The sequence below is a fragment of the Phaeobacter cretensis genome (assembly GCF_047372505.1).
Taxonomy (GTDB): domain Bacteria; phylum Pseudomonadota; class Alphaproteobacteria; order Rhodobacterales; family Rhodobacteraceae; genus Phaeobacter; species Phaeobacter cretensis.
Map to the genome: position 1 here is coordinate 3,789,453 of NZ_JBKBEU010000001.1, position 21,902 is coordinate 3,811,354.

General features: G+C 56.1%; 22 protein-coding genes. 13 read left to right on the forward strand and 9 right to left on the reverse strand.

Translation table 11 applies throughout. The annotated features are described in order from the left end of the window. Positions 1–16 precede the first annotated feature (16 nt). Entirely contained in the window at positions 17–826 is an 810-nt protein-coding gene (locus ACEWZM_RS17925; RefSeq protein WP_414007738.1) for a hypothetical protein, read from the forward strand. Between the two features lie 231 nt (positions 827–1,057). On the opposite strand, the gene ACEWZM_RS17930 is transcribed toward ACEWZM_RS17925, so the two are convergent. Then, positions 1,058–1,420 carry a winged helix-turn-helix transcriptional regulator gene (locus ACEWZM_RS17930; protein WP_414007739.1) on the reverse strand — a complete coding sequence of 121 codons (363 nt, stop codon included), beginning with the start codon at positions 1,418–1,420 and terminating at the stop codon, positions 1,058–1,060. 95 nt (positions 1,421–1,515) lie between these two features. Here ACEWZM_RS17930 and ACEWZM_RS17935 point away from each other — a divergent pair, with 95 nt between their 5' ends. After that, positions 1,516–1,803, forward strand: coding sequence for a putative quinol monooxygenase (locus ACEWZM_RS17935; RefSeq protein ID WP_414007740.1), 288 nt, complete (start codon positions 1,516–1,518; stop codon positions 1,801–1,803). 21 nt (positions 1,804–1,824) lie between these two features. Beyond that, entirely contained in the window at positions 1,825–2,838 is a 1,014-nt protein-coding gene (locus tag ACEWZM_RS17940; RefSeq protein WP_414007741.1) for a zinc-binding alcohol dehydrogenase family protein, read from the forward strand. A gap of 227 nt (positions 2,839–3,065) precedes the next feature. Here the strand turns inward: ACEWZM_RS17940 and ACEWZM_RS17945 are convergent, their stop codons facing one another. After that, positions 3,066–3,689, reverse strand: coding sequence for a helix-turn-helix transcriptional regulator (locus ACEWZM_RS17945; RefSeq protein ID WP_414007742.1), 624 nt, complete (start codon positions 3,687–3,689; stop codon positions 3,066–3,068). A gap of 74 nt (positions 3,690–3,763) precedes the next feature. On the opposite strand from ACEWZM_RS17945, the gene ACEWZM_RS17950 reads away from it, so the two are divergent. Together ACEWZM_RS17950 and ACEWZM_RS17955 are read left to right on the forward strand one after the other, a co-directional pair. Continuing rightward, positions 3,764–4,183 (forward strand): SRPBCC family protein, encoded by a 420-nt coding sequence (locus ACEWZM_RS17950; RefSeq protein ID WP_414007743.1) that lies wholly within the window; start codon positions 3,764–3,766, stop codon positions 4,181–4,183. Further along, complete coding sequence (locus ACEWZM_RS17955) at positions 4,180–4,596, forward strand: DUF6855 family protein (protein WP_414007744.1); 417 nt, start codon at positions 4,180–4,182, stop codon at positions 4,594–4,596. Before ACEWZM_RS17950 ends, ACEWZM_RS17955 begins: the two co-directional genes overlap by 4 nt. A 265-nt stretch (positions 4,597–4,861) precedes the next feature. On the opposite strand, the gene ssb is transcribed toward ACEWZM_RS17955, so the two are convergent. Then, positions 4,862–5,395, reverse strand: a complete 534-nt coding sequence (gene ssb, locus ACEWZM_RS17960; RefSeq protein WP_414007745.1) for a single-stranded DNA-binding protein — start codon at positions 5,393–5,395, stop codon at positions 4,862–4,864. A gap of 326 nt (positions 5,396–5,721) precedes the next feature. Here ssb and ACEWZM_RS17965 point away from each other — a divergent pair, with 326 nt between their 5' ends. Together ACEWZM_RS17965 and ACEWZM_RS17970 are read left to right on the forward strand one after the other, a co-directional pair. Then, positions 5,722–6,306, forward strand: coding sequence for a lytic transglycosylase domain-containing protein (locus ACEWZM_RS17965; RefSeq protein ID WP_414007746.1), 585 nt, complete (start codon positions 5,722–5,724; stop codon positions 6,304–6,306). A gap of 280 nt (positions 6,307–6,586) precedes the next feature. Beyond that, positions 6,587–6,961 carry a hypothetical protein gene (locus tag ACEWZM_RS17970; RefSeq protein ID WP_414007747.1) on the forward strand — a complete coding sequence of 125 codons (375 nt, stop codon included), beginning with the start codon at positions 6,587–6,589 and terminating at the stop codon, positions 6,959–6,961. Between the two features lie 88 nt (positions 6,962–7,049). Here the strand turns inward: ACEWZM_RS17970 and ACEWZM_RS17975 are convergent, their stop codons facing one another. From ACEWZM_RS17975 to miaA, 6 genes are all read right to left on the reverse strand, one after another. Next, positions 7,050–9,137 carry a dipeptide ABC transporter ATP-binding protein gene (locus ACEWZM_RS17975; RefSeq protein WP_414007748.1) on the reverse strand — a complete coding sequence of 696 codons (2,088 nt, stop codon included), beginning with the start codon at positions 9,135–9,137 and terminating at the stop codon, positions 7,050–7,052. Between the two features lie 95 nt (positions 9,138–9,232). Beyond that, positions 9,233–10,675 carry an ABC transporter permease gene (locus ACEWZM_RS17980; protein ID WP_414007749.1) on the reverse strand — a complete coding sequence of 481 codons (1,443 nt, stop codon included), beginning with the start codon at positions 10,673–10,675 and terminating at the stop codon, positions 9,233–9,235. A 14-nt stretch (positions 10,676–10,689) separates the two neighbouring features. Continuing rightward, positions 10,690–11,742 carry an ABC transporter permease gene (locus tag ACEWZM_RS17985; RefSeq protein WP_414007750.1) on the reverse strand — a complete coding sequence of 351 codons (1,053 nt, stop codon included), beginning with the start codon at positions 11,740–11,742 and terminating at the stop codon, positions 10,690–10,692. 156 nt (positions 11,743–11,898) lie between these two features. Further along, complete coding sequence (locus tag ACEWZM_RS17990; RefSeq protein ID WP_414007751.1) at positions 11,899–13,563, reverse strand: ABC transporter substrate-binding protein; 1,665 nt, start codon at positions 13,561–13,563, stop codon at positions 11,899–11,901. Positions 13,564–13,990: 427 nt separating this feature from the next. Further along, entirely contained in the window at positions 13,991–14,815 is an 825-nt protein-coding gene (locus ACEWZM_RS17995) for an AraC family transcriptional regulator (protein ID WP_414007752.1), read from the reverse strand. A 260-nt stretch (positions 14,816–15,075) separates the two neighbouring features. Beyond that, positions 15,076–15,948 carry a tRNA (adenosine(37)-N6)-dimethylallyltransferase MiaA gene (miaA, locus tag ACEWZM_RS18000; RefSeq protein WP_414007753.1) on the reverse strand — a complete coding sequence of 291 codons (873 nt, stop codon included), beginning with the start codon at positions 15,946–15,948 and terminating at the stop codon, positions 15,076–15,078. 146 nt (positions 15,949–16,094) lie between these two features. On the opposite strand from miaA, the gene pyrH reads away from it, so the two are divergent. The 6 genes from pyrH (at position 16,095) to rseP (ending at position 21,768) form a co-directional block, all read left to right on the forward strand. Next, complete coding sequence (pyrH, locus tag ACEWZM_RS18005; RefSeq protein WP_414007754.1) at positions 16,095–16,844, forward strand: UMP kinase; 750 nt, start codon at positions 16,095–16,097, stop codon at positions 16,842–16,844. Between the two features lie 278 nt (positions 16,845–17,122). Beyond that, entirely contained in the window at positions 17,123–17,686 is a 564-nt protein-coding gene (frr, locus tag ACEWZM_RS18010) for a ribosome recycling factor (protein ID WP_414007755.1), read from the forward strand. Positions 17,687–17,695: 9 nt separating this feature from the next. Beyond that, entirely contained in the window at positions 17,696–18,454 is a 759-nt protein-coding gene (locus ACEWZM_RS18015) for an isoprenyl transferase (RefSeq protein WP_414007756.1), read from the forward strand. Beyond that, positions 18,451–19,242, forward strand: coding sequence for a phosphatidate cytidylyltransferase (locus ACEWZM_RS18020; RefSeq protein ID WP_414007757.1), 792 nt, complete (start codon positions 18,451–18,453; stop codon positions 19,240–19,242). Before ACEWZM_RS18015 ends, ACEWZM_RS18020 begins: the two co-directional genes overlap by 4 nt. Further along, a complete protein-coding gene (dxr, locus tag ACEWZM_RS18025; RefSeq protein ID WP_414007758.1) occupies positions 19,242–20,414 on the forward strand; it encodes a 1-deoxy-D-xylulose-5-phosphate reductoisomerase in 1,173 nt (390 codons plus the stop codon). The genes ACEWZM_RS18020 and dxr overlap by 1 nt, the downstream gene beginning before the upstream one ends. 4 nt (positions 20,415–20,418) lie before the next feature. Beyond that, complete coding sequence (rseP, locus tag ACEWZM_RS18030; protein ID WP_414007759.1) at positions 20,419–21,768, forward strand: RIP metalloprotease RseP; 1,350 nt, start codon at positions 20,419–20,421, stop codon at positions 21,766–21,768. Positions 21,769–21,902 lie beyond the last annotated feature (134 nt).

Consider the following 21,902-nt stretch of genomic DNA (forward strand, 5'->3'; position numbering starts at 1 on the left):
AAATGGAAATACAGTTATGAATACGCTCACTAAACCTGTGGCTGTGACGGCAGCCCTATTGCTGCCCGCCCAAGGCAACGCAGAGCGCTTGGAGACCGCAGGGCTATTGAAACTTGGGTACTCCGATGGCCGTGAGGAGACGGTTGGGATCGAGGATGTGAACCAGATCCTGAGCAGCGTTGGCGTTCGTGTCAGCACGGTCGCTCTCCCTGAGCAAGCTCTGCCAATTCTGGAAGCATCACATAGCCGTGCGACCACAGAAGACGAAGATGCCCAGTTGATTTCTGCTTTTGCACTGACACGTGAGGAGTTGCTCGCCGAGATCAAAGCGGCGGGCCGTAAGCCAACTGTTGAAAACGGCGGCAATCTGGTGACCTCCGAGCCTGATGTCGCGCCTTATCCCAAGGTTTACGACATGATGAAAATGGACGCTGGATCCCGCGCCTGGGTGCAGAACCGATTTGGTCCGCTCCACATCAACCACTCCGAAAACGGCATCGGTATTGATGAGGTCATGACCATCGTTTCTGGTGGTCCTTGGATATGGTTCTTTGAGCTGCCGGGCGAGATCACAGGAAAGCTGACCCTTGGCTACGTTGGTCTGGACGGAGAGGCCTGGAGAGTGAGCTATCCCGGCATTCGTCCACACGGAGGGTTCCTGGATCCCGACTTTGGCCTTGTCGTTGCCTACGCTCATGGTCCTGATCAGTTTGATATCCATTTTGAGAATGACAATATTGCCAACTCCGCTCTGGTCGGTGGCAATGTCTGGATCGATACATCCGGTGATGTGCCGGTATTGTTGGAAACACCCGCTTCGCACTGATCCCTGCAGCCTCTTTGAGGCTTCGGACCTGAGACAGACCACAAGTGGATGAGACGGCGACGCATTGGGTAGCGGTGATATCTTCTCCGCTACCCAAATTGCCGCCTCATCATTGTCGCCAGCCAATTCAGTTCAACGTCACTTTCCACGTAGTGGCCTCATGGGACTCCAGTGGTCTGTTCAGAAACATTCCGGTCTGCTAACTGCGCGAGGGTTTTAGACGTTGGTCGATTAGACGGTGGTCGAGCGGCGGTTCTTTTGGCCCCATGTGTGCAGCGCCTCGATGACGTCGCTTAGCTGTTGGCCTTTTTCGGTCAGGCTGTAGTCAACCCTTGGCGGGACGACGGCGTGAACCTTGCGGTGGACGATCCCATCAGCCTCCAATTCGCGCAGCTGTTTTGTCAGGCTGCGCTGAGTGACACTGCCGACGCGCCGAGACAGCTCATTGAAGCGCAATGTCTCGTCGAGCAGGTGGTACAGGATCAGGCCTTTCCACTTACCCGCGATCTGTTCCAGTGCCGCTTCGACCGGGCAGCCTTCGCTACAATTATATTCCGCGAACCGGTGTGTGGTGTTCGTCCCTACAGTATCCATTTGGTACCTATAAGCAGGAATTGTGCGTACTTGCATATCTTCAACTGCAAATGCATGTCTCATGAACCAACCAAATTGTCAAAAGGACGACCGACATGTCACTCACGATCCTTGCCCAAATTACGGCCGCGGACGGCAAAGCTGAGCTTGTTCGTGCGGAGTTGGAAAAGCTCGTTCCCATCACCCGTTTTGAATCTGGTTGCATCCAGTATGATCTGCATGTGGACAATGAGAACCCCGGCTTTTTTGTTTTCTATGAAAACTGGGAAAGCCGCACGCATTGGCAGACTCATATGAGTGCGCAGCATCTGAAAGATTATATGGAGGCAACCGACGGGGCGGTGAAAACACTCGTCTTGCATGAAATGTCGAAGATTGGCTGAGACCATCCGGAGAGACAGAACATGAAAGCTGTTGGATACAAAGAGTCGGGATCTCTTGCGCGTGCAGACGCGTTGATCGACGTTGAAATCGATAAACCGACACCGACGGGCCGCGATCTATTGGTCCGCGTGCAAGCGGTTTCGGTGAACCCGGTTGATGTGAAAATACGTCAAAACCGACCACCTGAAGGATCAGAACTTGCGATATTGGGGTGGGATGCCGTCGGAGAAGTTGTCGGCACGGGCGGTGATGCGTCTCTGTTCAAGGTCGGTGACGCTGTCTGGTATGCAGGCGCTATCAATCGCACCGGAACCAACGCGGAGTACCATTTGGTTGATGAGCGTATTGTCGGGCGGAAACCTTCGTCAGTCAGCCCCGCGGCGGCTGCAGCGCTTCCGCTGACCGCTCTTACGGCTTATGAGATGCTGTTTGATCGGCTGCGCGTGATTGAACCAGTTCCGGGCGCAGCACCCGCTGTAGTTATCATCGGAGGAGCAGGCGGAGTTGGGTCCATTGCAATCCAGCTTTTGCGCGCTAAGACGGACCTCACTGTGATAGCAACCGCGTCACGCCCGGAAACCCAAGCATGGGTGAAAGATCTGGGCGCTCATCATGCAATTGATCATACCAAGCCGCTTACACCACAAATCGAGGTTCTTGGCATCGGGCAGCCGGGATGGGTCTTCTCGACCACGCATACCCATCACTACATTGATCAGATTGCAGAGTTTATTGCACCGCAAGGGCATTTTGGCCTGATCGATGACCCTGAGAAGTTGAACATCATGCCATTTAAAACCAAGGCGATATCAACTCATTGGGAGCTGATGTTCACGCGTTCTCTCTTTGGGACACCAGATATTCAACGCCAACATGACATCCTGAACGAGGTCGCAGAGCTTTTGGATGAGGGTAAAATCAAGTCCACCGCAACCGAGACCGTTGGCAAAATCAATGCCGCTTCACTGAAGCGCGCGCATGAGATTATTGAGACCAATAAAGCCAGAGGGAAGCTGGTTCTCGAGGGGTTCTAAAACATATCAACGGGCGGTTGAAACCGTGCCGTTTGACGTTTGCTTTCCCGCAGAACCAGCCCGTTGTTCAGGAGCGTCGGAGCATACTCGTCTTTGCGAGGCTGCTTTGAAGAAGATATGCGATACCACTATGAGCCTGTTGATCGCTGGGTATGAGCGCCTTCGGCGCAGCAAAGTAACCAATGAGCTGATAACCGTGGTCGGTGGCGATGTCGGGTCATGACGGGTTAGGCGGCGCTGCGCTCAAATCTAAGCCCGGATATGTTTATGCGGCCCCACGCGGTGTTGGGTATCCAAGCCTGTGTCAAAGCGTCGTGCACCCACCAGGTTTCCTCGGTGGTTTTGATCCCATCTGGATGAAGTGTTTGTTCGGATTTGGTTGCAAATCTGATGCGGACAATTGTTTGCGCTTCAACCGCCTTGGCGATGGCACCCACCTGCTGGTTTTGCGCAGGCGGATCAAACTCAAACGTAAATCCTGCCATCGTTTCTAGGCAGCTTTGCCGTGTGGTATCTGGCAGGCTTTCGATCAGTTTCGCACGGGCTTGCTTCGCCGCTTTCTCAAGGCCTAAGACTCCGATCAGAGGGTTATATGCAGAGAGAAGTAATGCCAGTGCTCGTGCCTCATCTTTCGCTAACCCGGTCAAACGGGTGCGATAGTTGAACCCCAATTCAATGCCGCCTTGGTTGCCCTGAAAAACGATGATTGGCAGTCCTGCTTCGGTCATCGCGTCAACGTCGCGTAGGATCGTACGTGGTGTGACCTCAAGTTCGGCGGCCAGTTGTGCCGATGTTTGACGTCCGCGATTTTGAAGCAGCAGAAGAATTTGCAAAAGGCGAGAGGCGCGCATCCGTCATTCCTAATATGACATAAGATGTCATATTAGGGGTGCTAAGCCGCGTGGTGTCAATATGAGGGAAAGCTGTGAAATTTTACGAAACCCAGATTGTAATCGCGTCATCGATTGCGCGCGTTTGGCAAACACTGACCGAAGAGATGCCTCGTGCACCGATGAGCTATGGTATCCTGCGTTTAGACGGTGCCATTTCCGGTGATGCGCAGATTAAATTGTGGTCGGAGGTCGCCCCCAATCGCGCTTTTGCGCTGAAGGTGATAAAATTTGATGCGCCACATGTAATGGTGTGGCGTGGCGGAATGCCATTGGGATTATTTGTCGGCACCAGAACTTTTTCTATTTCTGCAGCAGGCAATGGCAGCAAGTTTCATATGCGCGAAGAGTTTTCAGGTCCTTTGGCCGGGCCGATTACCAAGTCCATGCCAGACCTCACCCCAAGTTTCACCAAATTCGCAGAGGCACTCAAGAAAGAGGCAGAACAACTATGACCGATATTACCTATGGATCCGGGACCGCAGACGACCCTTGGATACTCAAGACGCCACCACTTTCATCGGATTTCCAAGTCTGGAAAGATGAAACAAAAAGCCCAACAGCGCTCGTTGTGCAGGTTGGAAAGACCCAACTTTCATATCAATTGCGTTGCCTTGAGGACGCTCATGCAATGCTCATCTCATATGGCGACTGGATGCTGCTGGGGAACGCCGACGAGGGCAAACCTGTCAAGGAGGGTACGCTAGAACATTGGGCACGATCCGCGAGCAATCCTGTAGGCGGTTACTACGGGTTGCGTAAGGGATACAGAGGGCGGTTTGCTAACTATGTGGCACCGACAATGGAGCTATTGGGGCTTGTTGAGCTTGAACATAACGCTCGCAACAATCGGTTACGCGCACTCTAGTCAGCACAGGCGACGTTGATGCGAAATTAATCGCGGTGTTGGCTTTGAACTGACTGCATCTGCCAGCCTAGACCGAGTGTTTCTGCCGGTGGCATGCTTTTTTATCTGGCTTCTAAATCTATCAGCTTCAAAACTGATGTTCCGGCCGGATAGTGTGAGGCATCATCTGTCAGCAAAAAAAATGGACTGGCAGAGGCCAGTCCATTTGTACGAAATATCGCTTTGGGGAGTTTGCGAGCCCTGTTTGCGAGATTTTAACCCGATACTAGAATGGGATCTCATCGTCGTCGATATTGTGGGAGGCGCCGCCCTGATTGCCGCCGCCAAAGCCGCCGCCGCCCTGGCCCCCACCACCTTGACCGCTGTCGTAGCCACCACCGCCACCGCCGCCATAATTACCGCCGCCGCCGCCGAACCCGCCGCCACCGCCGCCCTGACCGCCGTCATTGCGACCGTCTAACATGGTCAGCGTGCTGCCGATGCCCTGCAGAACGACCTCGGTTGAGTAGCGATCCTGACCGCTTTGATCCTGCCATTTGCGGGTCTGCAATTGGCCTTCAATATAGACCTTGGATCCTTTGCGCAGATACTGTTCTGCCACGCGGACCAGACCTTCGGAGAAGATTGCCACCGAATGCCATTCGGTTTTCTCACGTCGCTCGCCGGTGTTGCGGTCTTTCCAGGTTTCCGAGGTCGCGATCCGCAGGTTGCAGACTTTGCCCCCGTTCTGGAAGCTGCGTACTTCGGGGTCGCGGCCAAGGTTGCCGATCAAGATGACTTTGTTGACTGAGCCTGCCATGGGTCTGTCCTTTGTTCTGGTCTGTCGGATCGCGTGGCTCGGGCTGGGGCAGGCTTGGCCTGAATATCCCTGCCGTAGCCATGACCCGAGGGGCATGAAGACTGGCCACCACGAATCTTGTCGCAGCGGGTTGGGGGGCACAGTATCGTTCCGGGCTTGGGCTGAAAACCAGCTAGATGGGGATATGTCTGCTTAAGCCTATGGATTTTGCGCCGGTAGATAGGAGGGGGCAGTCAACGGTTGCGTAGGGATTTGTAAAGGCGCTTTTCTTTTTGGTTAACTTGGCTATAGTTTTGCGCTGTAAAGTACAGGGCAAGGCCTTTTAAATGCGTAAGCTGTTGGTGGGGGTCGCGCTGGCCGGTGTAACATCGGGCCAGGTTGCGACAGCAGATATGTTCAGCACAAAAAGCCAGCGAAAGCTGTTTGCATCGCAAGCGCGTGTGCTGGATCAACGTGCGGCTGGCCAATACAAAAATTCTGTCCGTCTGCAACCTCCGACCATCCATACGCCTTCGAAGTACGGTAGTTTGCCCTATAGCGGTAAGTACCGAGGCAAATATCTGAATGTGGCTCGTGCAGCAGCACAGAAACATGGCGTGCCGGAGGATCTGTTTCTGCGACTGGTGCAGCAGGAGAGCGGCTGGAACGCGACGGCGAAATCTCACAAAGGCGCTCTTGGACTGGCGCAGCTGATGCCAGCCACCGCAAAGTCGTTGGGGGTGGATCCCTCAGATCCAAAACAGAACCTCGAAGGTGGCGCGCGCTATTTGGCCCGGCAATACCGCAAATTCGGCTCCTGGCGCCTAGCGCTTGCCGCTTATAACGCGGGTCCTGAAGCCGTACGCAAGCATGGCGGTGTCCCGCCTTATCGCGAGACCCAGAACTACGTGAAGAAGATCTGGGGCAGCTGATTGAGCGCCTGATACCGTGTTTGGCTAACTCGCAATCTTCATACGCTTGCCCAGACGAGTCCAGCTCGTTTCAGCATCTGTTCTTCTTGCCATCCACATCTGAGACACTTGGTAGTTGCCTAAATTGGGTCGGGTTTCGGCAAGTCATTGCTTGTTGCCTGGGCAATCGGCGTTAATACGCTGATAATCTTCCTTAATGCCGCGTTAACTCCGCCAAGCCGCCAGAAAGTTGCCTTAATTTCTTGGCAACTATTTGGAAGCTTCAGAAGAGGAATATCCGGTGTCTTTTAAACGCTTTGACGAACGTCTTACCCAGATGCAATGGCAGCCGCAGTCCGGCCCATCGCCACAGATCGTTGACAGCGTAATGGCAGATCGTTCACCGCTTGCGGTACGTGGGGTCGAGTTCACGCTGGCGGGGGCGATCCTTGGTATTTTGATCGGCGTCGGCCTGAAAGGCATCTATACGCCGAGTGCACCTTGGGGACCCAATACCGGTTTGATGGGACTGCTGATTGGTGGAGCCTCGATGGCGGGGGCCGTTGGGTCGCTTGTGCTGGCGGTCTATGCTGTGCTGCGTCGCCATGATATGCCGCGTCTGATGCAATTTGCATCTATGAATCTGCTGATCATTGTCATGCTGTTATTGGGTTGAAATCCGATGTGATCTTCATGCCCAACGCCTGCCGTTCGCAGGCAGGCGTTGCGAAAATCATATGAAATAAAACCTGCCGTGCCGCCGATTATTCGGCGGCGACTTTTATGACCGGTTCCATTTCATTCAGTTCGGCGTCGCCGAGGTGGCACTTCACCTGATGACCGCCCTCCAGCATGCGAACCGGTGGCACCTCGCGCTCGCAAAGTCCGCCTTCAACCTTGGACTTCCAGCGGCAACGGGTCTGGAAGGGGCAGCCAGGTGGCGGGTTCATGGCTGACGGGATATCCCCTTCAAGCACGATATGTCGTTTCTCCACCTTGGTGTCCGCAATCGGTACGGCACTGAGCAGGGCCTCGGTATAGGGGTGATAGGGCGGGGCAAAGACCTGATCGGTCGTGCCCAGTTCCACCACATGGCCCAGATACATGACCATGACACGGTCCGAGAGATAGCGCACAATGCTGAGATCGTGGGAGATGAACAGCAGTGTGGTTTTCTCCTTGCGCTGGATTTCCATCAGCAGATCGGTGACAGCCGCCTGAACCGATACGTCCAACGCGGAGACGGGTTCATCCGCGACCACAATCCGCGCACCGCCTGCAAAGGCGCGGGCGATGCCAACGCGCTGTTTCTGTCCGCCTGAGAGCTGACGCGGCATCCGGTCGGCAAAGGCGCGGGGGAGTTTGACCAGATCCAGCAGCTCCAGCATACGTTCTTTGCGGGCTGCTGTGCTGTCGCCAATGCCAAAGATTTCAAGCGCTCGCATGATTTGGCGGCCCACAGTCATCGAGGGGTTCAGCGTATCAAAGGGATTTTGGAACACCATCTGAACATCGGACACGGTGCGGGTGTCGCGCTGTTCTATTGGCGTGGATTCAATGTTCTGGCCATCAAGTTGGATTGTGCCATCTGTCGCGGTCTCCAGACCCATCAGCACTTTGGCAAAGGTGGATTTGCCGCAGCCACTCTCACCGACGATGGCCAGAGTCTCACTTTCGCGGGCCTCAAAGCTTAGCGTTTCATTGGCCTTCACCACTTTGTGCGCACCGCTGTCAAACAGCGCGTTTGCCGAGACTTCATAGTATTTGCGCAGATCGTCGATTTTGAGGACGATATCACCGACGTCCGGTTTTTCCTTTTGCTCACCAATGGTTATTGGGGCATTCCAATCGATTTCGTCATGGCGCAGGCACCGGGTATGATGTCGGTCATTCCCATGCACCGGCGCCATCATGATGTCTTGTGCATCACATCGCCCGGCTTCGAAATAATCGCAGCGCGGCCCGAAGTTACAGCCGGGAGGCCGTTCATGGGGCAGGGGGAAATTACCGGGAATGGCCACAAGCGGCCGCGCGTTCTTATCCGCGCCGGGCAGTGGAATCGACCGGAACAACGCCTGAGTATAGGGGTGCTGCATCTCGTCGAATACATCGTGAATGGAGCCACGTTCGACGGCTTCGCCGGAATACATCACGCAAAGACGGTCGCAGGTTTCCAGAACTAGCCCCAGATTGTGCGAGATGAACAGCATCGATGTGCCGTATTTCTTGCCCAGATCCTTGACCAATTCGACCACGGCGGCTTCGACGGTCACGTCCAGTGCGGTTGTGGGTTCATCAAGGATCAGGAGCGATGGTTTTGACATCAACGCCATGGCGATCACAATGCGTTGTTGCTGGCCACCTGATAGCTGATGTGGAAATGAGTTGAGCATCCGCTCCGGGTCCGGCAGGCGCACATCGGTTACCACCTCCAGCGCACGATTGTAGGCCTCATCCTTGCTGACACCTTCGTGGATCATCGGCACTTCCATCAGCTGTTTGCCGATTTTCATAGCCGGGTTCAGCGATGCCATCGGCTCCTGATAGATCATCGCAATCTCATTGCCGCGAATATCGCGCAGCTCATCCGGGCTCAGTGTGGCCAGATCGCGGCCCTTGAATTTGATACTGCCGCCGACGATGCGTCCGTTCTTGCCGAGGTCCTGCATGACGCCAAGCGCCACAGTGGATTTACCGCATCCGGATTCACCAACCAGACCCACGGCTTCGCCGGGTTGCACGGCAACAGAAAAATCCATTACCGCCGGGATTTCCCGCAGGCGGGTAAAGAAGGAGATCGACAGCTTGTCGATTTCCAGGATCGGGCCGTCATAATCTGCCAGTTTGTTCATCTTGGTCTCCCTGGTGGGCTGGCTGAGGCCTTTATCGGTCTCGGCTTGCCCAGAATATCTCGGGGGCCGGGGGCATCGCCCCCGGCAGGCTTTGATTAGTCGCGCAGGCTTTCTTCACGCAGGCCATCGGCCAGAAGGTTGAGGCCGAGAACGAGGCTCAGCAGCGCCAACGCAGGCGGCAGAGGCGGGTGCAGGTAAATCGACAACAGCTTGCGACCGTCATTGATAGTGCTGCCCCAGTCTGGGCTTTCCGGCGGCAAGCCCAGCCCGAAAAATCCCAAAGTTCCCAGAAGGATGGTGGTGTAGCCGATGCGCAGGCAGAAATCGACGATCAGCGGGCCACGTGCATTTGGCAGGATTTCCCACAGCATGATGTACCATGGGCGCTCACCACGCGTCTGGGCGGCAGCGACGTAATCGCGTGTCTTGATGTCCATGGTTAGGCCCCGAACGATACGGAACACGGTAGGGGAGTTCACAAAGACCACGGAGACAAAAACCACCAGAATGCCGCCGGGCACGTCAAACAGATCAATCGGCCAGAAGTCGATTTTAGAACCGGATTCATTGATCAAAGACAGATAGGCCAACAAGCCGGGGATCAGCACGACAGCGAGCCATTTGGCATTGTGCTGCGGCCGGGTGCGGAACCTTGAGTGGATCAACACTCCGACAAAGATCAACGGAAAGGCAAACAGAACCACAGCGATATATTGCGGCAGGCCAGTTGCGATGATTTCGGGTGTTACAAGCAGGTAGAACAACAGGATCACTGGAAAGGCCAGGATCAGGTTCGCCATAAAGGACAATACCGTATCCCACATGCCGCCATAGTAGCCTGCAGGCAACCCCAGCGTGATGCCAACCATAAAGGCAAACAATGTCGCGAGTGGTGCGATCTGCACCACCACCCATGCGCCATCGATTAGGCGGCTGAAGACATCGCGCGCAAGGTTGTCACCACCAAGCAGATACCATGCGGCTATACCACTGTCGGCCTCTGCTCCCGGCAGTGGCGTGCCCGGAATCTTGTTTTTGAGACCGGAGACCTGCGCCAGCGCATCATGCGGCGCAATCAGGTCCATGGCACCCAAGATGCCGGTGAAGACCCAGAACATCACCAAGCCAAAGCCGATCATGCCAATGGGGCTGTCAAACAGCTTACCGTATAGTCCGAGACGCCGCTTGAATGTGATCGATAGGGCAAAGGTCACCACAAGGGCAATCCAAACCGGCAAAAGCAGCCGCACCATTGCGCCGATGATACCGCCTGTGGCTCCAAACAGGATCCCGAAGACGATATAAACCAGTACCACGCCAGTGACGGTTAGAAAACTGTAGCGCACTGCCCGTCCGGCCAGGATATCAGGGGTGGCGGCTAGGCCTGCGATACCGTGGGCATTCACCATTGAGGTTTGGGCGGTTGCCACCATGCTGAGTGCGAGCCAGCCAACGATGGACAGTGCCAGTGCGGCCAATCCAAGGATCAGCACTGGGTTTAGAAATGAGAGACTCCCGGTCCAGCTGAGAGGGTCCATGTAGTGTTCCTCCTTCAGGAAATCCGGATGCGTGGGTTAAGGTAGACATAGCCAATGTCGGAGATCAGCTGCGTGAGCAGGACCACGACGACCGAGACGACGGAAACACCGAGTAGAAGTTCGATGTCATTGTTGCCTGCGGCCTCGACCAGCGCCCAGCCAAATCCCTTGTAGTTGAACAGGGTCTCAACAATCACCACGCCGTTAAGAAGCCACGGGAATTGAAGCATGATTACTGTGAAGGGCGCAATCAGCGCGTTTCGTAAGGCATGGCGCATGACGATTTTGGGAAAGCTCACCCCCTTGAGCCGGGCTGTGCGGATATATTGCGCCGTCATCACTTCGGTCATGGATGCGCGGGTCATGCGGGCGATATAGCCGATCCCATAAAGCGCAATGGTTGCCACCGGCAAAAAGAAGTTTTCAAAGGTCGGCTCTTTCATCGCCGAGGTCGCAGTGCCCTTGAACCATTTGAGACCAACTGCCGAGGAGGTGAACACCGCTATGAAGATCACGCCTGAAACATATTCAGGGGTCGCAGTGGTCAGGATCGATGCGGTGGAAAGTGACCGGTCCGTAACCGAACCTTCACGCATGCCAGCAAGAACCCCGATGAGTAGTGCGGATGGCACCATCAGGATAAGTACCCACATCATGAGAACGGCAGTGTTGCCGAGGCGGGTTTCGATAATATTCCAGACCTCGTCCTTAAACCTCGTGGAATAGCCCCAGTCGCCCTGCAAGACACCACAGAATGTCGGGGCAGCGGCAGCCTCTTCCGGGGTTGCGGTGCCTGCAATGCAGCGCCCGGTTACACCGTCATCGCTGTCGGCCGTCCAGCCTGGCAACACACCCAGCCACTGGCCATATTTGACCGGCATCGGTTGCAAGTAGCCGTTTTTGTCGAGCCAGCTGGCGACGGCTTCGTCCGACATACGGAAGTTGCCTTCCGTCTTCGCCAGTTTTTCGAGGTTCGGATAGAGATTGGTCAGAGTGAACACGATGAAGGTGAGGCAGAGCGCCGTCAGGATCATCACGCCCGTGCGGCGCAGAATGAAGAGTCCCATGAAATGTCCTGTTGGTCTGTCACGCAGAGCGAAGGCCGCGGAGAGTCAGATATACTGCGCCTGCTTGGCCGATTTGGCCCTATCGGCCAGCTGTGCGTTTGGGCTGACAGCCTGCCCCGAAGGGGGCAGGCCGGTGGCTGATTTGACCCGGACAGATCAGGCGGACCAACCCCATTTGTAGTGGTGATGCTCAAAGGAGATGTGCATTTCCGCACCGCCGACACCTTCGCGCATGTGGCGATAGAGCGAGCGCCAGTAGGGCTGGATGGTGACACCTTCATCCTGGATGATGGCTTCCATCTTGCTCATGACCTCGCGCCGTTTGTCGGCATCGGCAATGGACAGTGCTTCGGCCAGCAGCCCGTCGAATTCCTCGTTGGACCAGCCGAATTCGTTCCAGGCCTCACCGGTGCGATAGGCCAGCGCGTGAATTTGTACGCCGAGTGGGCGATGGTTCCAGTTGGTGGAGCTGAACGGGTATTTCACCCAATCGTTCCAGAAGGTTGAGCCGGGCAGCACGGTGCGTTTGACCTTGAAACCAGCATCGCGCAGCTGTGCGGCCACGGCGTCGGTGGTGTTCTTGCGCCAGTCATCATCGATGGAGATGATTTCATGCTCGAAATCCATCATGCCGGCTTCTTCCATCAACGCCTTTGCTGCTGCGGGATCGACCTTGCGGGCTGGCAGTTCGGCATATTCGGGATGGATCGGGCCGACGTGGTGGTTTTCCGCAGGCTGGCCGCGACCGCCATAGCCGAGCTCCAGACAGACGTTGTTGTCGACCGCCATAGCGATGGCCTGGCGCACGCGCTTGTCGGCATAGGGCTTTTTGCCGTCCACTTCCGCCAGCTGGTTGGGGCGAACCACGATGGTGGACATGGTGACCACTTCGGACTTCACATAGCCAAGGCCGTCCATCACGTCGATGAATTCACCAACGGATTCATACAGCATGTCGACTTCATCCGATTCCAGCGCGGCCAGCCAGGAGGAAGAATCTGTGCCAAAGTCGGTGTATTCGATTCGATCCAGGGCAGGGCGGCCAAAGACCTCTTCGCCCCACCAGGTGTGATCGGGATTGCGATCCAAAGCGGCCTTAACGCCAACCTCAAGTTCGCTCAGAACATAGGGACCGGTGCCCACATTGGCGGTGAAGTCATCGGTTTGGAAGCTGGAGTGGACAATCGCCGCCGGGTAGTCCGCCATGCCGGGGATCAGTGAAATATCGGAGGTCGGCAGGTTCAGGCGCACGGTGTGGCTATCGACGACTTCGACTGCGCCCTCAATGGCCTTGTTGGTGTTCCCGTCCACAAGTGTGCCGAAACGGCCGGCCATGGAGTTGCCTTCCATGCCTTTGTCACACCAGCCTGCGATATTGCGCGCGACATCTTCGGCGGTGAAGTCATCGCCGTTGTTCCACTTCACGCCCTTGCGGACATTGAGGGTGTAGACGGTGGCATCATCGTTGATTTCCCAGCTGTCAAGCAGCATGCCCCGCATGGAGCCATCGTTGTTGTATTCGACCAAATACTCCATGGTGCCACGGGTCAGGTTGCCCATCTGCGACCAGTCATAGGTGCGCGGATCTTTCAGTGGGCGGACTTCCATCTGGCAGCGAATGGTACCGCCTTCTTTCATGTGACCTGCGGCCTGGACCGGGCTGTCGAGACCGATCAGCCCGTAAGCGGCGGAGGCACTGACGCCGAGCGCGGTGGCGCGGGCCATGAATTCGCGTCGGTCCATTTTCCCAGCAAGGGTTTCTGTCGCATACATCTTTGCCGCCGGGTGGATATCAGTCCCGGTGATGGTGTCTTTTGTCATGTGGCTCTCCCTGTTGCACCGCAAGGTCTTTTGTTTTGGGACGGCCGGCCAATCAGATGTGGCGAAGCCGTTTGTGGTGCTGTGTTCAACGATTGTTTCCCCGTCTGGCTATTCGGCCCCAGATCGGAGATGAGGTCAACGGAAGATATCGACGCTTCATGTGGAATTTGCGACATTTTTGGTGTCGGTTTTGCGTTTTTGGGCCGAGGTATCTATCCGAAAGGCTTAGTACTGGGCATATGTGCCTAGTCTTATGTCTTTGCTGACCACCATGTTTCGGGGTGACTCGCAGCCAATGTTCTACACTGCGGAAGGGCAACTAAGCTCAGTATACAGGGCGATTGCAATATGTCGAATTACGTCGCCGTGAGGCAATAGGTCGAACCCGATTTTGTACAAGGGCAGGGAGGCGAACCCAGCCTTTAGATCAGCCGGTTCGTTTCAGCTTGTCGCGGGCTTGCTTACGCAGACGGCTGGGCGTTTCGCCGGTGTGCTGGGTAATGAATCGAGTGAAATAAGCTGCACTGCCAAAACCAAGGCTCGCAGCAATATCGCGCATGGGTAATTCTGAAGTGATCAGCAGGCTGCGCGCTGCATGGAGCAGACGCTCCGTCAGCAAAGCACCTGCCGTTTTTCCGGTCTCTGACTTGCAAACACGTGTCAGGTGGGTCGGAGTTACATTCAACGCGGCAGCGTGATCGGCCATGCTCGCATGTTGCGCGTAGCACTCCACGATCCGGCTGCAATACCCTTGTGCCAGTCGCTGCGCTGCGGTTGGCTTGGAGATTGTACTGTTTCGGCCCGCCGTAAGGCGACGGATATGAATTGCGATCAACGTGCCATGGGCTTGCATTGCCCGGTACCAGAGCGTCGGTCGGTCGTTTTGTTCCGCCTGCATGGCCTGAAACATACTGTTGATAACCGCTTGATCCTGCGCATCGGGAATGCGCAAAGTATCGGCGACTTCCGGGAAATCCATCGATGTTGAGGCCGGAACGGACATCACCTGCCCGATGCACTGTCGCCCCAATTCCAATGACCACAATGTGCCGGCTGGAACGAAGATTGCACTGTTGGGGCCAAACCCACGTTGCTGACCATTCAGAAACACCCGTCCCTGACCGCGTGTGATCCATATCAAGAGATTCTCGGTCAGATCATGTGCCAGCTCGACTTGCCAGGACCCATCGGGGGTTAGCTGTGACAGCGGTGCGACAGTGATCTCGCCGATATGGGTGGGGTCAAAAGGCATAGGATGGTATGATATGTGCTGCTCGTATTTCCAGTTGGCGCAAATGGCCATGAAAAAACGATTCTGGCAAGTTTTTGCCGAAAAATGCCTAATGATTTAATAGAATTGCAGGTAATTTACCTGATATTTGGTTAATTGGTGCGCAAATCGCACAAACGCTGAGGTGTTTTAAGTTTATTCAACAGAGACACATTTTCAGGCGGCATCAGCACGGTGGTCTTGTCGATTTTCCTCCACCTGAGATACCATTGAGATCGTGCTTAAGCAGGTCGATATGGAATCCATCCCTTCATCCGGGCGCGGAACCAGGTGCGTTGGCGCTTGGCGAACTGACGGGTCGCTACTGAGGCGCGTTCGCGGGCCTCATCCTCATCCATCTGCCCCTGGTAGTGCGCCATGAGTTCTGGCACGCCAATCGCCCGGCAAGAGGGAAGGGCGGGATCATAGCGTTCTTGCATGGCTGCGATTTCTCCCAGCGCACCTGCGTCCATCATCGCGTCAAAGCGGCGGCGAATGCGGTCTTCGAGCCAATCTTTGTCGCTGTCAAAAACGATCGGGGTGCAATCTTCGATAGGTAACGGCGGTGGTGGCGTGGCCGCCTGCCAGTCTGCCAGCCCCCGGCCGGTAGTGGTCAGCACCTCATAGGCACGTTGCACTCTGGCGCGGTTCTGCAGGTCGATCCGGTCAGCGGTGGTATGGTCCAATGCGGCACGCATCTCTTCGAGCGACAGGGTATCTGCTTGCTTTCGGACCTCTGTTGGGGTCGGTGGGATCTCAGCCAATCCCTGTGTCAGAGCGGTGAAGTATAAGCCTGTTCCGCCAACGATGATGGGGCGTGGGCCTTGCTCCAACAGCGGCAGCACCTCTCGCAGCCAATGGCCGACGGAATAGTCTGCATCGTAGGGCTGATGCCCATAGAGCAAATGCGGGGCCAGCGCCTCTTCCTGCGCGGAGGGGCGTGCGGTGATCACGCGCCAGCAATCATAGACTTGGCTGGCATCCGCGTTGACGATCACCCCGCCTTGGCCTTGGGCAATCCGCAATGCCAGCGCCGATTTGCCTGACGCGGTAGGTCCGGCGATCAGAACAGGCTGGTGGGGCGGAATGTCCGGCAACGGGGTTTGAGGCATCATAGCGGTGTCCTGTTCTTAGGATGTTCTTCGATACGTCGCGCATAGCCACAAAACACTACCGAAAAACATGTCAGGCCGCATTGATACTGCCGCCGATTTGCTTCATTTTGCGCGCAAAGTAACCCCGTCATATTCCGGAGCGCAACATGCCCCTTACCAACGATCAGCCGGAGGCCACGCCTGCGGCAACCTATAAACGTGTGATGCTGAAAATTTCAGGCGAAGCGCTGATGGGGGACCAGGGGTTTGGTTTGCACCCGCCGACCGTCCAGCGCATTGCGCAGGAGGTGAAAACCGTGCGTGATATGGGCGTCGAGATCTGCATGGTTATTGGTGGCGGGAATATCTTCCGCGGCCTGTCTGGGTCTGCCCAGGGGATGGAACGGACCACGGCGGACTATATGGGGATGCTGGCGACTGTAATGAACGCACTGGCCATGCAGTCGGCGCTCGAAGAGATCGGCGTGTTCACGCGCGTGATCTCTGCCATTCGCATGGATGAGGTTGCAGAGCCCTATATCCGCCGCCGCGCAGTGCGCCACCTTGAAAAGAAACGGGTCTGCATTTTTGCGGCTGGCACAGGAAACCCCTATTTCACCACCGATACGGCGGCCACACTGCGCGCCAATGAGATGGCCTGCGAAGCGATCTTTATGGGAAAGAACGGCGTCGACGGCGTCTATGACAAGGATCCGGCAGAGCATGATGACGCGGTGCGTTATGATGACATCACATATGATGAGGTTTTGGCCAAGCGTCTAAAGGTGATGGATGCGTCGGCGATTGCGCTGGCGCGGGACAATAATCTGCCACTGATGGTCTTTCCCTTGGATGAGCCGGGCGGTTTCCGAGGTATTTTGGCGGGTCAAGGCACCTATACCAAGGTACATGGATAAATTTGCACAGGTGGCCTTAATCGCCGGTCTCACATCCCTATGAATAGTGTAGCCGCGCGTCCGGATTCATGTCTGACGCGCGGTTTTTCCGTTCTTAGATGACGATTTAGGAGTGGTTTTTGGGGCAGGCATTCCATCAATATCTGGGCGTGTTGATGACCGATTAGCTGCGGCATCTGCCCAATGACCACTGCAAATCTGCGGCAAGATCGCTATACAACGCCCCGTCAATGTCTTATGAGCGTTGCAAACACCGCCTCAAGTCAGGGGAGAGCAGAATGTCTGACGAATTTATTCTCGATACCGATGATCTACAGCGCCGGATGGATGGCGCCATGGCCAATCTCAAGACCGAATTTGCCTCGCTGCGCACCGGTCGTGCCTCGGCAACGATGCTGGAGCCAGTCATGGTTGATGCCTACGGTTCAATGACGCCCATCAATCAGGTTGGCACCGTCAATGTACCCGAGCCGCGCATGGTCACCATCAATGTCTGGGACAAAGGTCTGGTTGGTAAAGTCGAAAAAGCCATCCGCGAATCTGGTCTTGGCATTAATCCGCAACTTAACGGCACCATTATCATGCTGCCGATCCCTGAGCTTAATGAAGAACGTCGCCGCGATTTGACAAAAGTGGCGGGTCAATACGCCGAACACGCTCGCGTCTCAGTGCGCAATGTGCGTCGCGACGGGATGGATCAGATCAAAAAAGCCAAGGCTGACGGGATGTCCGAGGACGATCAGAAGTTGTGGGAAGGTGAAGTTCAGGAACTGACCGACAAGATGATCAAAGTCGTCGATTCAGCGCTGGAAACGAAACAAGCCGAAATTATGCAGGTCTGACACCTGCATATGTCACAGAGTACAGACACCGCACTGGCACAGGATGTAGGCGATTCCGCCCCTGAGCGAGGGCCAAAGCATGTGGCTATCATCATGGATGGCAATGGTCGTTGGGCTCAGGCACGGGGCCGCCCCCGTCTTTTCGGCCATCATGCTGGTGCCAAGCGTGTGCGCGAAGTGGTGGAGTGCTGCCCTGCTTTAGGGGTGAAGTACCTCACCATATACGCCTTCTCGACTGAAAACTGGAAGCGTACGCAGGTTGAGGTTGCAGGGCTTATGAGCCTGTTCCGCCGCTATATCTCTAAGGAGATGAAAGCGCTGGCGCAACGCAATGTGCGGGTGCGCTTTATTGGAGACCGAGTGCGGCTTGATAGCAAGCTGGTCACCCTGATGGACCAGCTTGAGCGGGAGACAGCGTGCAATGATGGTACCCATCTGACTATCGCTCTGAATTACGGCAGCCGCGACGAGGTGGCACGCGCCACCAAGCGTTTGGCTGAGGATGTCGCCGCAGGCAGGCTTAATCCAGCTGACGTGGATGAGGAAACTCTGCCGCGGTATCTGGATACCCACGTGTTGCCTGACCCTGATCTGGTCATTCGCACAAGCGGAGAAGCCCGGATTTCCAATTTTCTGCTGTGGCAGTCGGCCTATGCCGAATATGAGTTCATCGACACGCTCTGGCCGGATTTTACCGCAGAGGATATGGACCGGCTGTGCCGCAGCTACGGCCAACGTGATCGGCGTTTTGGAGCGGTGAAGATATGAGCAGCGCAGGGCGGTGGGCCGATCTGATGCCCCGACTGATTTCTGCCATAGTGATGGTCCTTCTCGGGGGCTGGGCTGTCTGGCGCGGTGGCGTGGTTTTCGATCTGCTGATAGCCGCATCATGCGGCGGTATGATCTGGGAATTGATGCGTATGGTTGCACCAGATCGTCAGGGTCTGGCGCTGCCGTTGGGTGTTCTGTCAATGGGTGCGGTTCTGGCGGCGGCATTGATGGCGGGCAATTGGGCAGTATGTCTGCTGTTTGTACCTGCGATTGTTGGTGCGGCAGCGCTATCCGCTCGCCGGGCCATCTATCTGGGTTTCGCGCTTTGGGCCTTGTTTGCGGCCTATGCTTTCATCTGGATGCGCAGTGCATTGGGGCTGGATTGGATGATCTGGCTTATCTCGGTGGTGGTTGCCACGGATATCGCGGGCTATTTCGCGGGTAAAATCTTTGGCGGGCCGAAATTCTGGCCACGTGTCAGTCCAAAAAAGACCTGGTCCGGAACATCCGCTGGCTGGGCAGCGGCAGCGGTTGTTGGAGCTGTTTTTGCCGCGCAGGCTTCGCTTGGATTTGGTGTGATCATGCTGTCAGTGCTGGTCTCTATGGCAAGCCAGGCCGGCGATGTTGCTGAAAGCGCGCTTAAGCGGAAGATGGGCGTCAAGGATTCCAGCGGGCTTATCCCTGGGCACGGCGGCTTGTTTGACCGATTTGACGGTATGTTGGGTGCTGCAGCGATGGTGCTGATGGTGCTTAGTCTTTGGGGTCTGCCTGGCGGTGCGACGTAATGCGAAAGCTCTCGATTTTCGGGGCTACCGGATCCATTGGTCAGAATACAATTGACCTGATCCGGCGGGCTCCGGGTGACTATGATGTGGTTGCTTTGACGGGCGGTGCGAATATCGCTCAGTTGGCGCAGGATGCCATTGAGCTACGCGCCGATATTGCCGTTACCGCCTATGATGATCACCTGCCAGCGCTACAGGCCGCTCTTGCCGGATCGGGGGTCGCGGCTGCCGCAGGGCAGGCAGCTTTGGCAGAGGCTGCGACACGCCCCGCTGATTGGGTTATGTCAGCCATCGTAGGGGCCGCTGGTCTGGCACCCGGACTGGAGGCTCTGAAACAGGGCGCTACCTTGGCGCTGGCCAATAAGGAGTCGCTGGTCTGCGCCGGAGCACTGTTGTTGGAGACAGCCAAGTCCCATAACGCGCGGCTCTTGCCCGTAGATAGTGAGCATTCAGCTGTGTTTCAGGGGTTGGTCGGTGAAGATATCTCTGCCGTAGAGCGTGTTGTCATCACCGCTTCGGGCGGGGCCTTTCGCGATTGGCCGATGGAACAGCTGAAGACGGCAACGGTGGCACAGGCGTCGTCTCACCCGAATTGGGACATGGGGCAGCGGATCACCATCGACAGCGCATCTATGTTCAACAAGGCTTTGGAAGTCATTGAAACAAGAGAGTTCTTTGGTGTTGAGCCGAAGCAGATTGAGGTTGTGGTTCACCCCGAGTCCATCGTTCATGCGTTGGTCGGTTTTTGCGACGGGGCCTTGATGGCACATCTGGGAGCGCCGGATATGCGCCATGCCATTGGTTACGCGCTGCACTGGCCGGAACGGCGGGATCTGCCGGTGGACCGTTTGGATCTGGCACGGCTGGCACAGCTGACGTTTCGTGCGCCTGACCTGAACCGTTATCCGGCGCTGCAACTGGCCTATGATGTGATGGCCCGGGGTGGGCTGATGGGTGCCGTCTTTAACGCCTCCAAGGAGCGTGCGCTGGATCACTTCATCGCCGGGCGCATTGGGTTTCTGGATATGGCAAGCGTTGTATCCCAGGTGCTTGATAACTTTGACAGTACGGATCGTGGACTAGATGAGGGGGTGACCCTTGATACTGTGCGTCGCACAGACCATCTGGCCCGTATAGAAGTCGACAACACAATTCTAGAATACGTAAGGTAAGCCTTTGGATCTCGTCTCCTTTTTTCCGCAGCTTGGCGGGTATCTCTATGTGATTGCCAGCTTTGTGATCGCCCTTTCGGTGATCGTTGCGGTGCATGAATATGGCCACTACATCGTCGGACGCTGGTCTGGCATTCATGCCGAGGTGTTCTCGCTGGGGTTCGGGCCGGTTCTTTTCAGCCGCGTCGACAAACATGGCACTCGCTGGCAGGTGGCATTGTTGCCCTTCGGTGGCTACGTGAAATTCCTCGGTGACGCTGACGCGGCCTCAGGTAAAGATGTTGATGCGATGGCGGATGTGGCCGCGGATCCGGTGGCACTACGGCGCACTATGCATGGGGCACCGCTTTGGGCGCGTTCAGCAACTGTTGCCGCAGGGCCGGTGTTCAATTTCATCATGTCGGCGTTGATTTTTACCGGCGTATTCTTGATGCAGGGCACCACGCGTGATCCGCTCACCGTGGATCGTCTGGTACCGCTGCCTGGTTTGCAAACAGAGCTGCGCGAAGGCGATTCGCTGTTGCAAATCGACGGCGTAGACGTGCCGTCGCTAGAGAATAGAACTGCATTTGCAACGTTCCGCGATTCTGTTCCGGAACAGCAGCCGCTGACCTATACCGTGTTGCGTAATGGTCAGCCGGAAGAGGTGATGGGCCCCTATCCATGGCCACCCCATGTGCGTGGTATTGCACCACGCAGTGCTGCTTCCGACATTGATCTGCAACCGGGTGACGTGATTACGGGTGTGGATGGCACGCCGATTTTTGCCTTCGACCAACTGAAACGCGCGGTAGAGAGCGCAGAGGGTAAGGTTCTGTTGCTGAACGTGTGGCGTGCCGGTGAAGAGTTTGAAATGGCTCTGGCACCGCGCCGTGTTGATGAGCCTCTCCCTGACGGCGGTTTTGCCACACGCTGGCGCATGGGTATCGCAGGCGGGCTCGCGTTTTATCCTGCGACGGAAACCGTCGGTGTTGGTGAGGCATTTGGCGCAGGGACCGCGCAAGTCTGGGGCGTTGTCGAGATGTCGATCTCCGGTTTGATGCATATGATCACCGGAGCAATCAGCACTTGCAATCTGTCCGGCCCGATAGGCATTGCGGAAACCTCAGGCGCGATGGCTAGCCAGGGGTTGGCGAGTTTTATCCAATTTATTGCGGTGCTTTCGACGGCAGTCGGGCTGTTGAACTTGTTCCCGATCCCGGCACTGGATGGTGGTCATCTGGTATTTTACGCCTACGAAGCAGTCACGGGTAAGCCACCCAATGATGCGGTCATGCGGATCCTTATGACTGTTGGTATTGCTGCGATCCTAAGCCTGATGATGTTTGCGCTCTTCAACGACATCTTCTGCTAATTTAGTCAGGCGATTTCTCCGACCGGGATTGTCTCGGTCGGTTCCTTTTGATGGTGGCGCGACCTGTGCGCCCAACTGTCGCCACATTCCCTTGTTAATCCTTTGGTAAGCCGCCGGTGGGCAGTGGCGTCGCA

Excerpts from the sequence above, each read along its gene's own strand:
- ACEWZM_RS17925 (WP_414007738.1), top strand. The coding sequence starts at position 17 with ATGAATACGCTCACTAAACCTGTGGCTGTGACGGCAGCCCTATTGCTG.
- ACEWZM_RS17930 (WP_414007739.1), bottom strand. The coding sequence starts at position 1,420 with ATGGATACTGTAGGGACGAACACCACACACCGGTTCGCGGAATATAAT.
- ACEWZM_RS17935 (WP_414007740.1), top strand. The coding sequence starts at position 1,516 with ATGTCACTCACGATCCTTGCCCAAATTACGGCCGCGGACGGCAAAGCT.
- ACEWZM_RS17940 (WP_414007741.1), top strand. The coding sequence starts at position 1,825 with ATGAAAGCTGTTGGATACAAAGAGTCGGGATCTCTTGCGCGTGCAGAC.
- ACEWZM_RS17945 (WP_414007742.1), bottom strand. The coding sequence starts at position 3,689 with ATGCGCGCCTCTCGCCTTTTGCAAATTCTTCTGCTGCTTCAAAATCGC.
- ACEWZM_RS17955 (WP_414007744.1), top strand. The coding sequence starts at position 4,180 with ATGACCGATATTACCTATGGATCCGGGACCGCAGACGACCCTTGGATA.
- ssb (WP_414007745.1), bottom strand. The coding sequence starts at position 5,395 with ATGGCAGGCTCAGTCAACAAAGTCATCTTGATCGGCAACCTTGGCCGC.
- ACEWZM_RS17965 (WP_414007746.1), top strand. The coding sequence starts at position 5,722 with ATGCGTAAGCTGTTGGTGGGGGTCGCGCTGGCCGGTGTAACATCGGGC.
- ACEWZM_RS17975 (WP_414007748.1), bottom strand. The coding sequence starts at position 9,137 with ATGAACAAACTGGCAGATTATGACGGCCCGATCCTGGAAATCGACAAG.
- ACEWZM_RS17980 (WP_414007749.1), bottom strand. The coding sequence starts at position 10,675 with ATGGACCCTCTCAGCTGGACCGGGAGTCTCTCATTTCTAAACCCAGTG.
- ACEWZM_RS17985 (WP_414007750.1), bottom strand. The coding sequence starts at position 11,742 with ATGGGACTCTTCATTCTGCGCCGCACGGGCGTGATGATCCTGACGGCG.
- ACEWZM_RS17990 (WP_414007751.1), bottom strand. The coding sequence starts at position 13,563 with ATGACAAAAGACACCATCACCGGGACTGATATCCACCCGGCGGCAAAG.
- ACEWZM_RS17995 (WP_414007752.1), bottom strand. The coding sequence starts at position 14,815 with ATGCCTTTTGACCCCACCCATATCGGCGAGATCACTGTCGCACCGCTG.
- miaA (WP_414007753.1), bottom strand. The coding sequence starts at position 15,948 with ATGATGCCTCAAACCCCGTTGCCGGACATTCCGCCCCACCAGCCTGTT.
- pyrH (WP_414007754.1), top strand. The coding sequence starts at position 16,095 with ATGCCCCTTACCAACGATCAGCCGGAGGCCACGCCTGCGGCAACCTAT.
- frr (WP_414007755.1), top strand. The coding sequence starts at position 17,123 with ATGTCTGACGAATTTATTCTCGATACCGATGATCTACAGCGCCGGATG.
- ACEWZM_RS18015 (WP_414007756.1), top strand. The coding sequence starts at position 17,696 with ATGTCACAGAGTACAGACACCGCACTGGCACAGGATGTAGGCGATTCC.
- ACEWZM_RS18020 (WP_414007757.1), top strand. The coding sequence starts at position 18,451 with ATGAGCAGCGCAGGGCGGTGGGCCGATCTGATGCCCCGACTGATTTCT.
- dxr (WP_414007758.1), top strand. The coding sequence starts at position 19,242 with ATGCGAAAGCTCTCGATTTTCGGGGCTACCGGATCCATTGGTCAGAAT.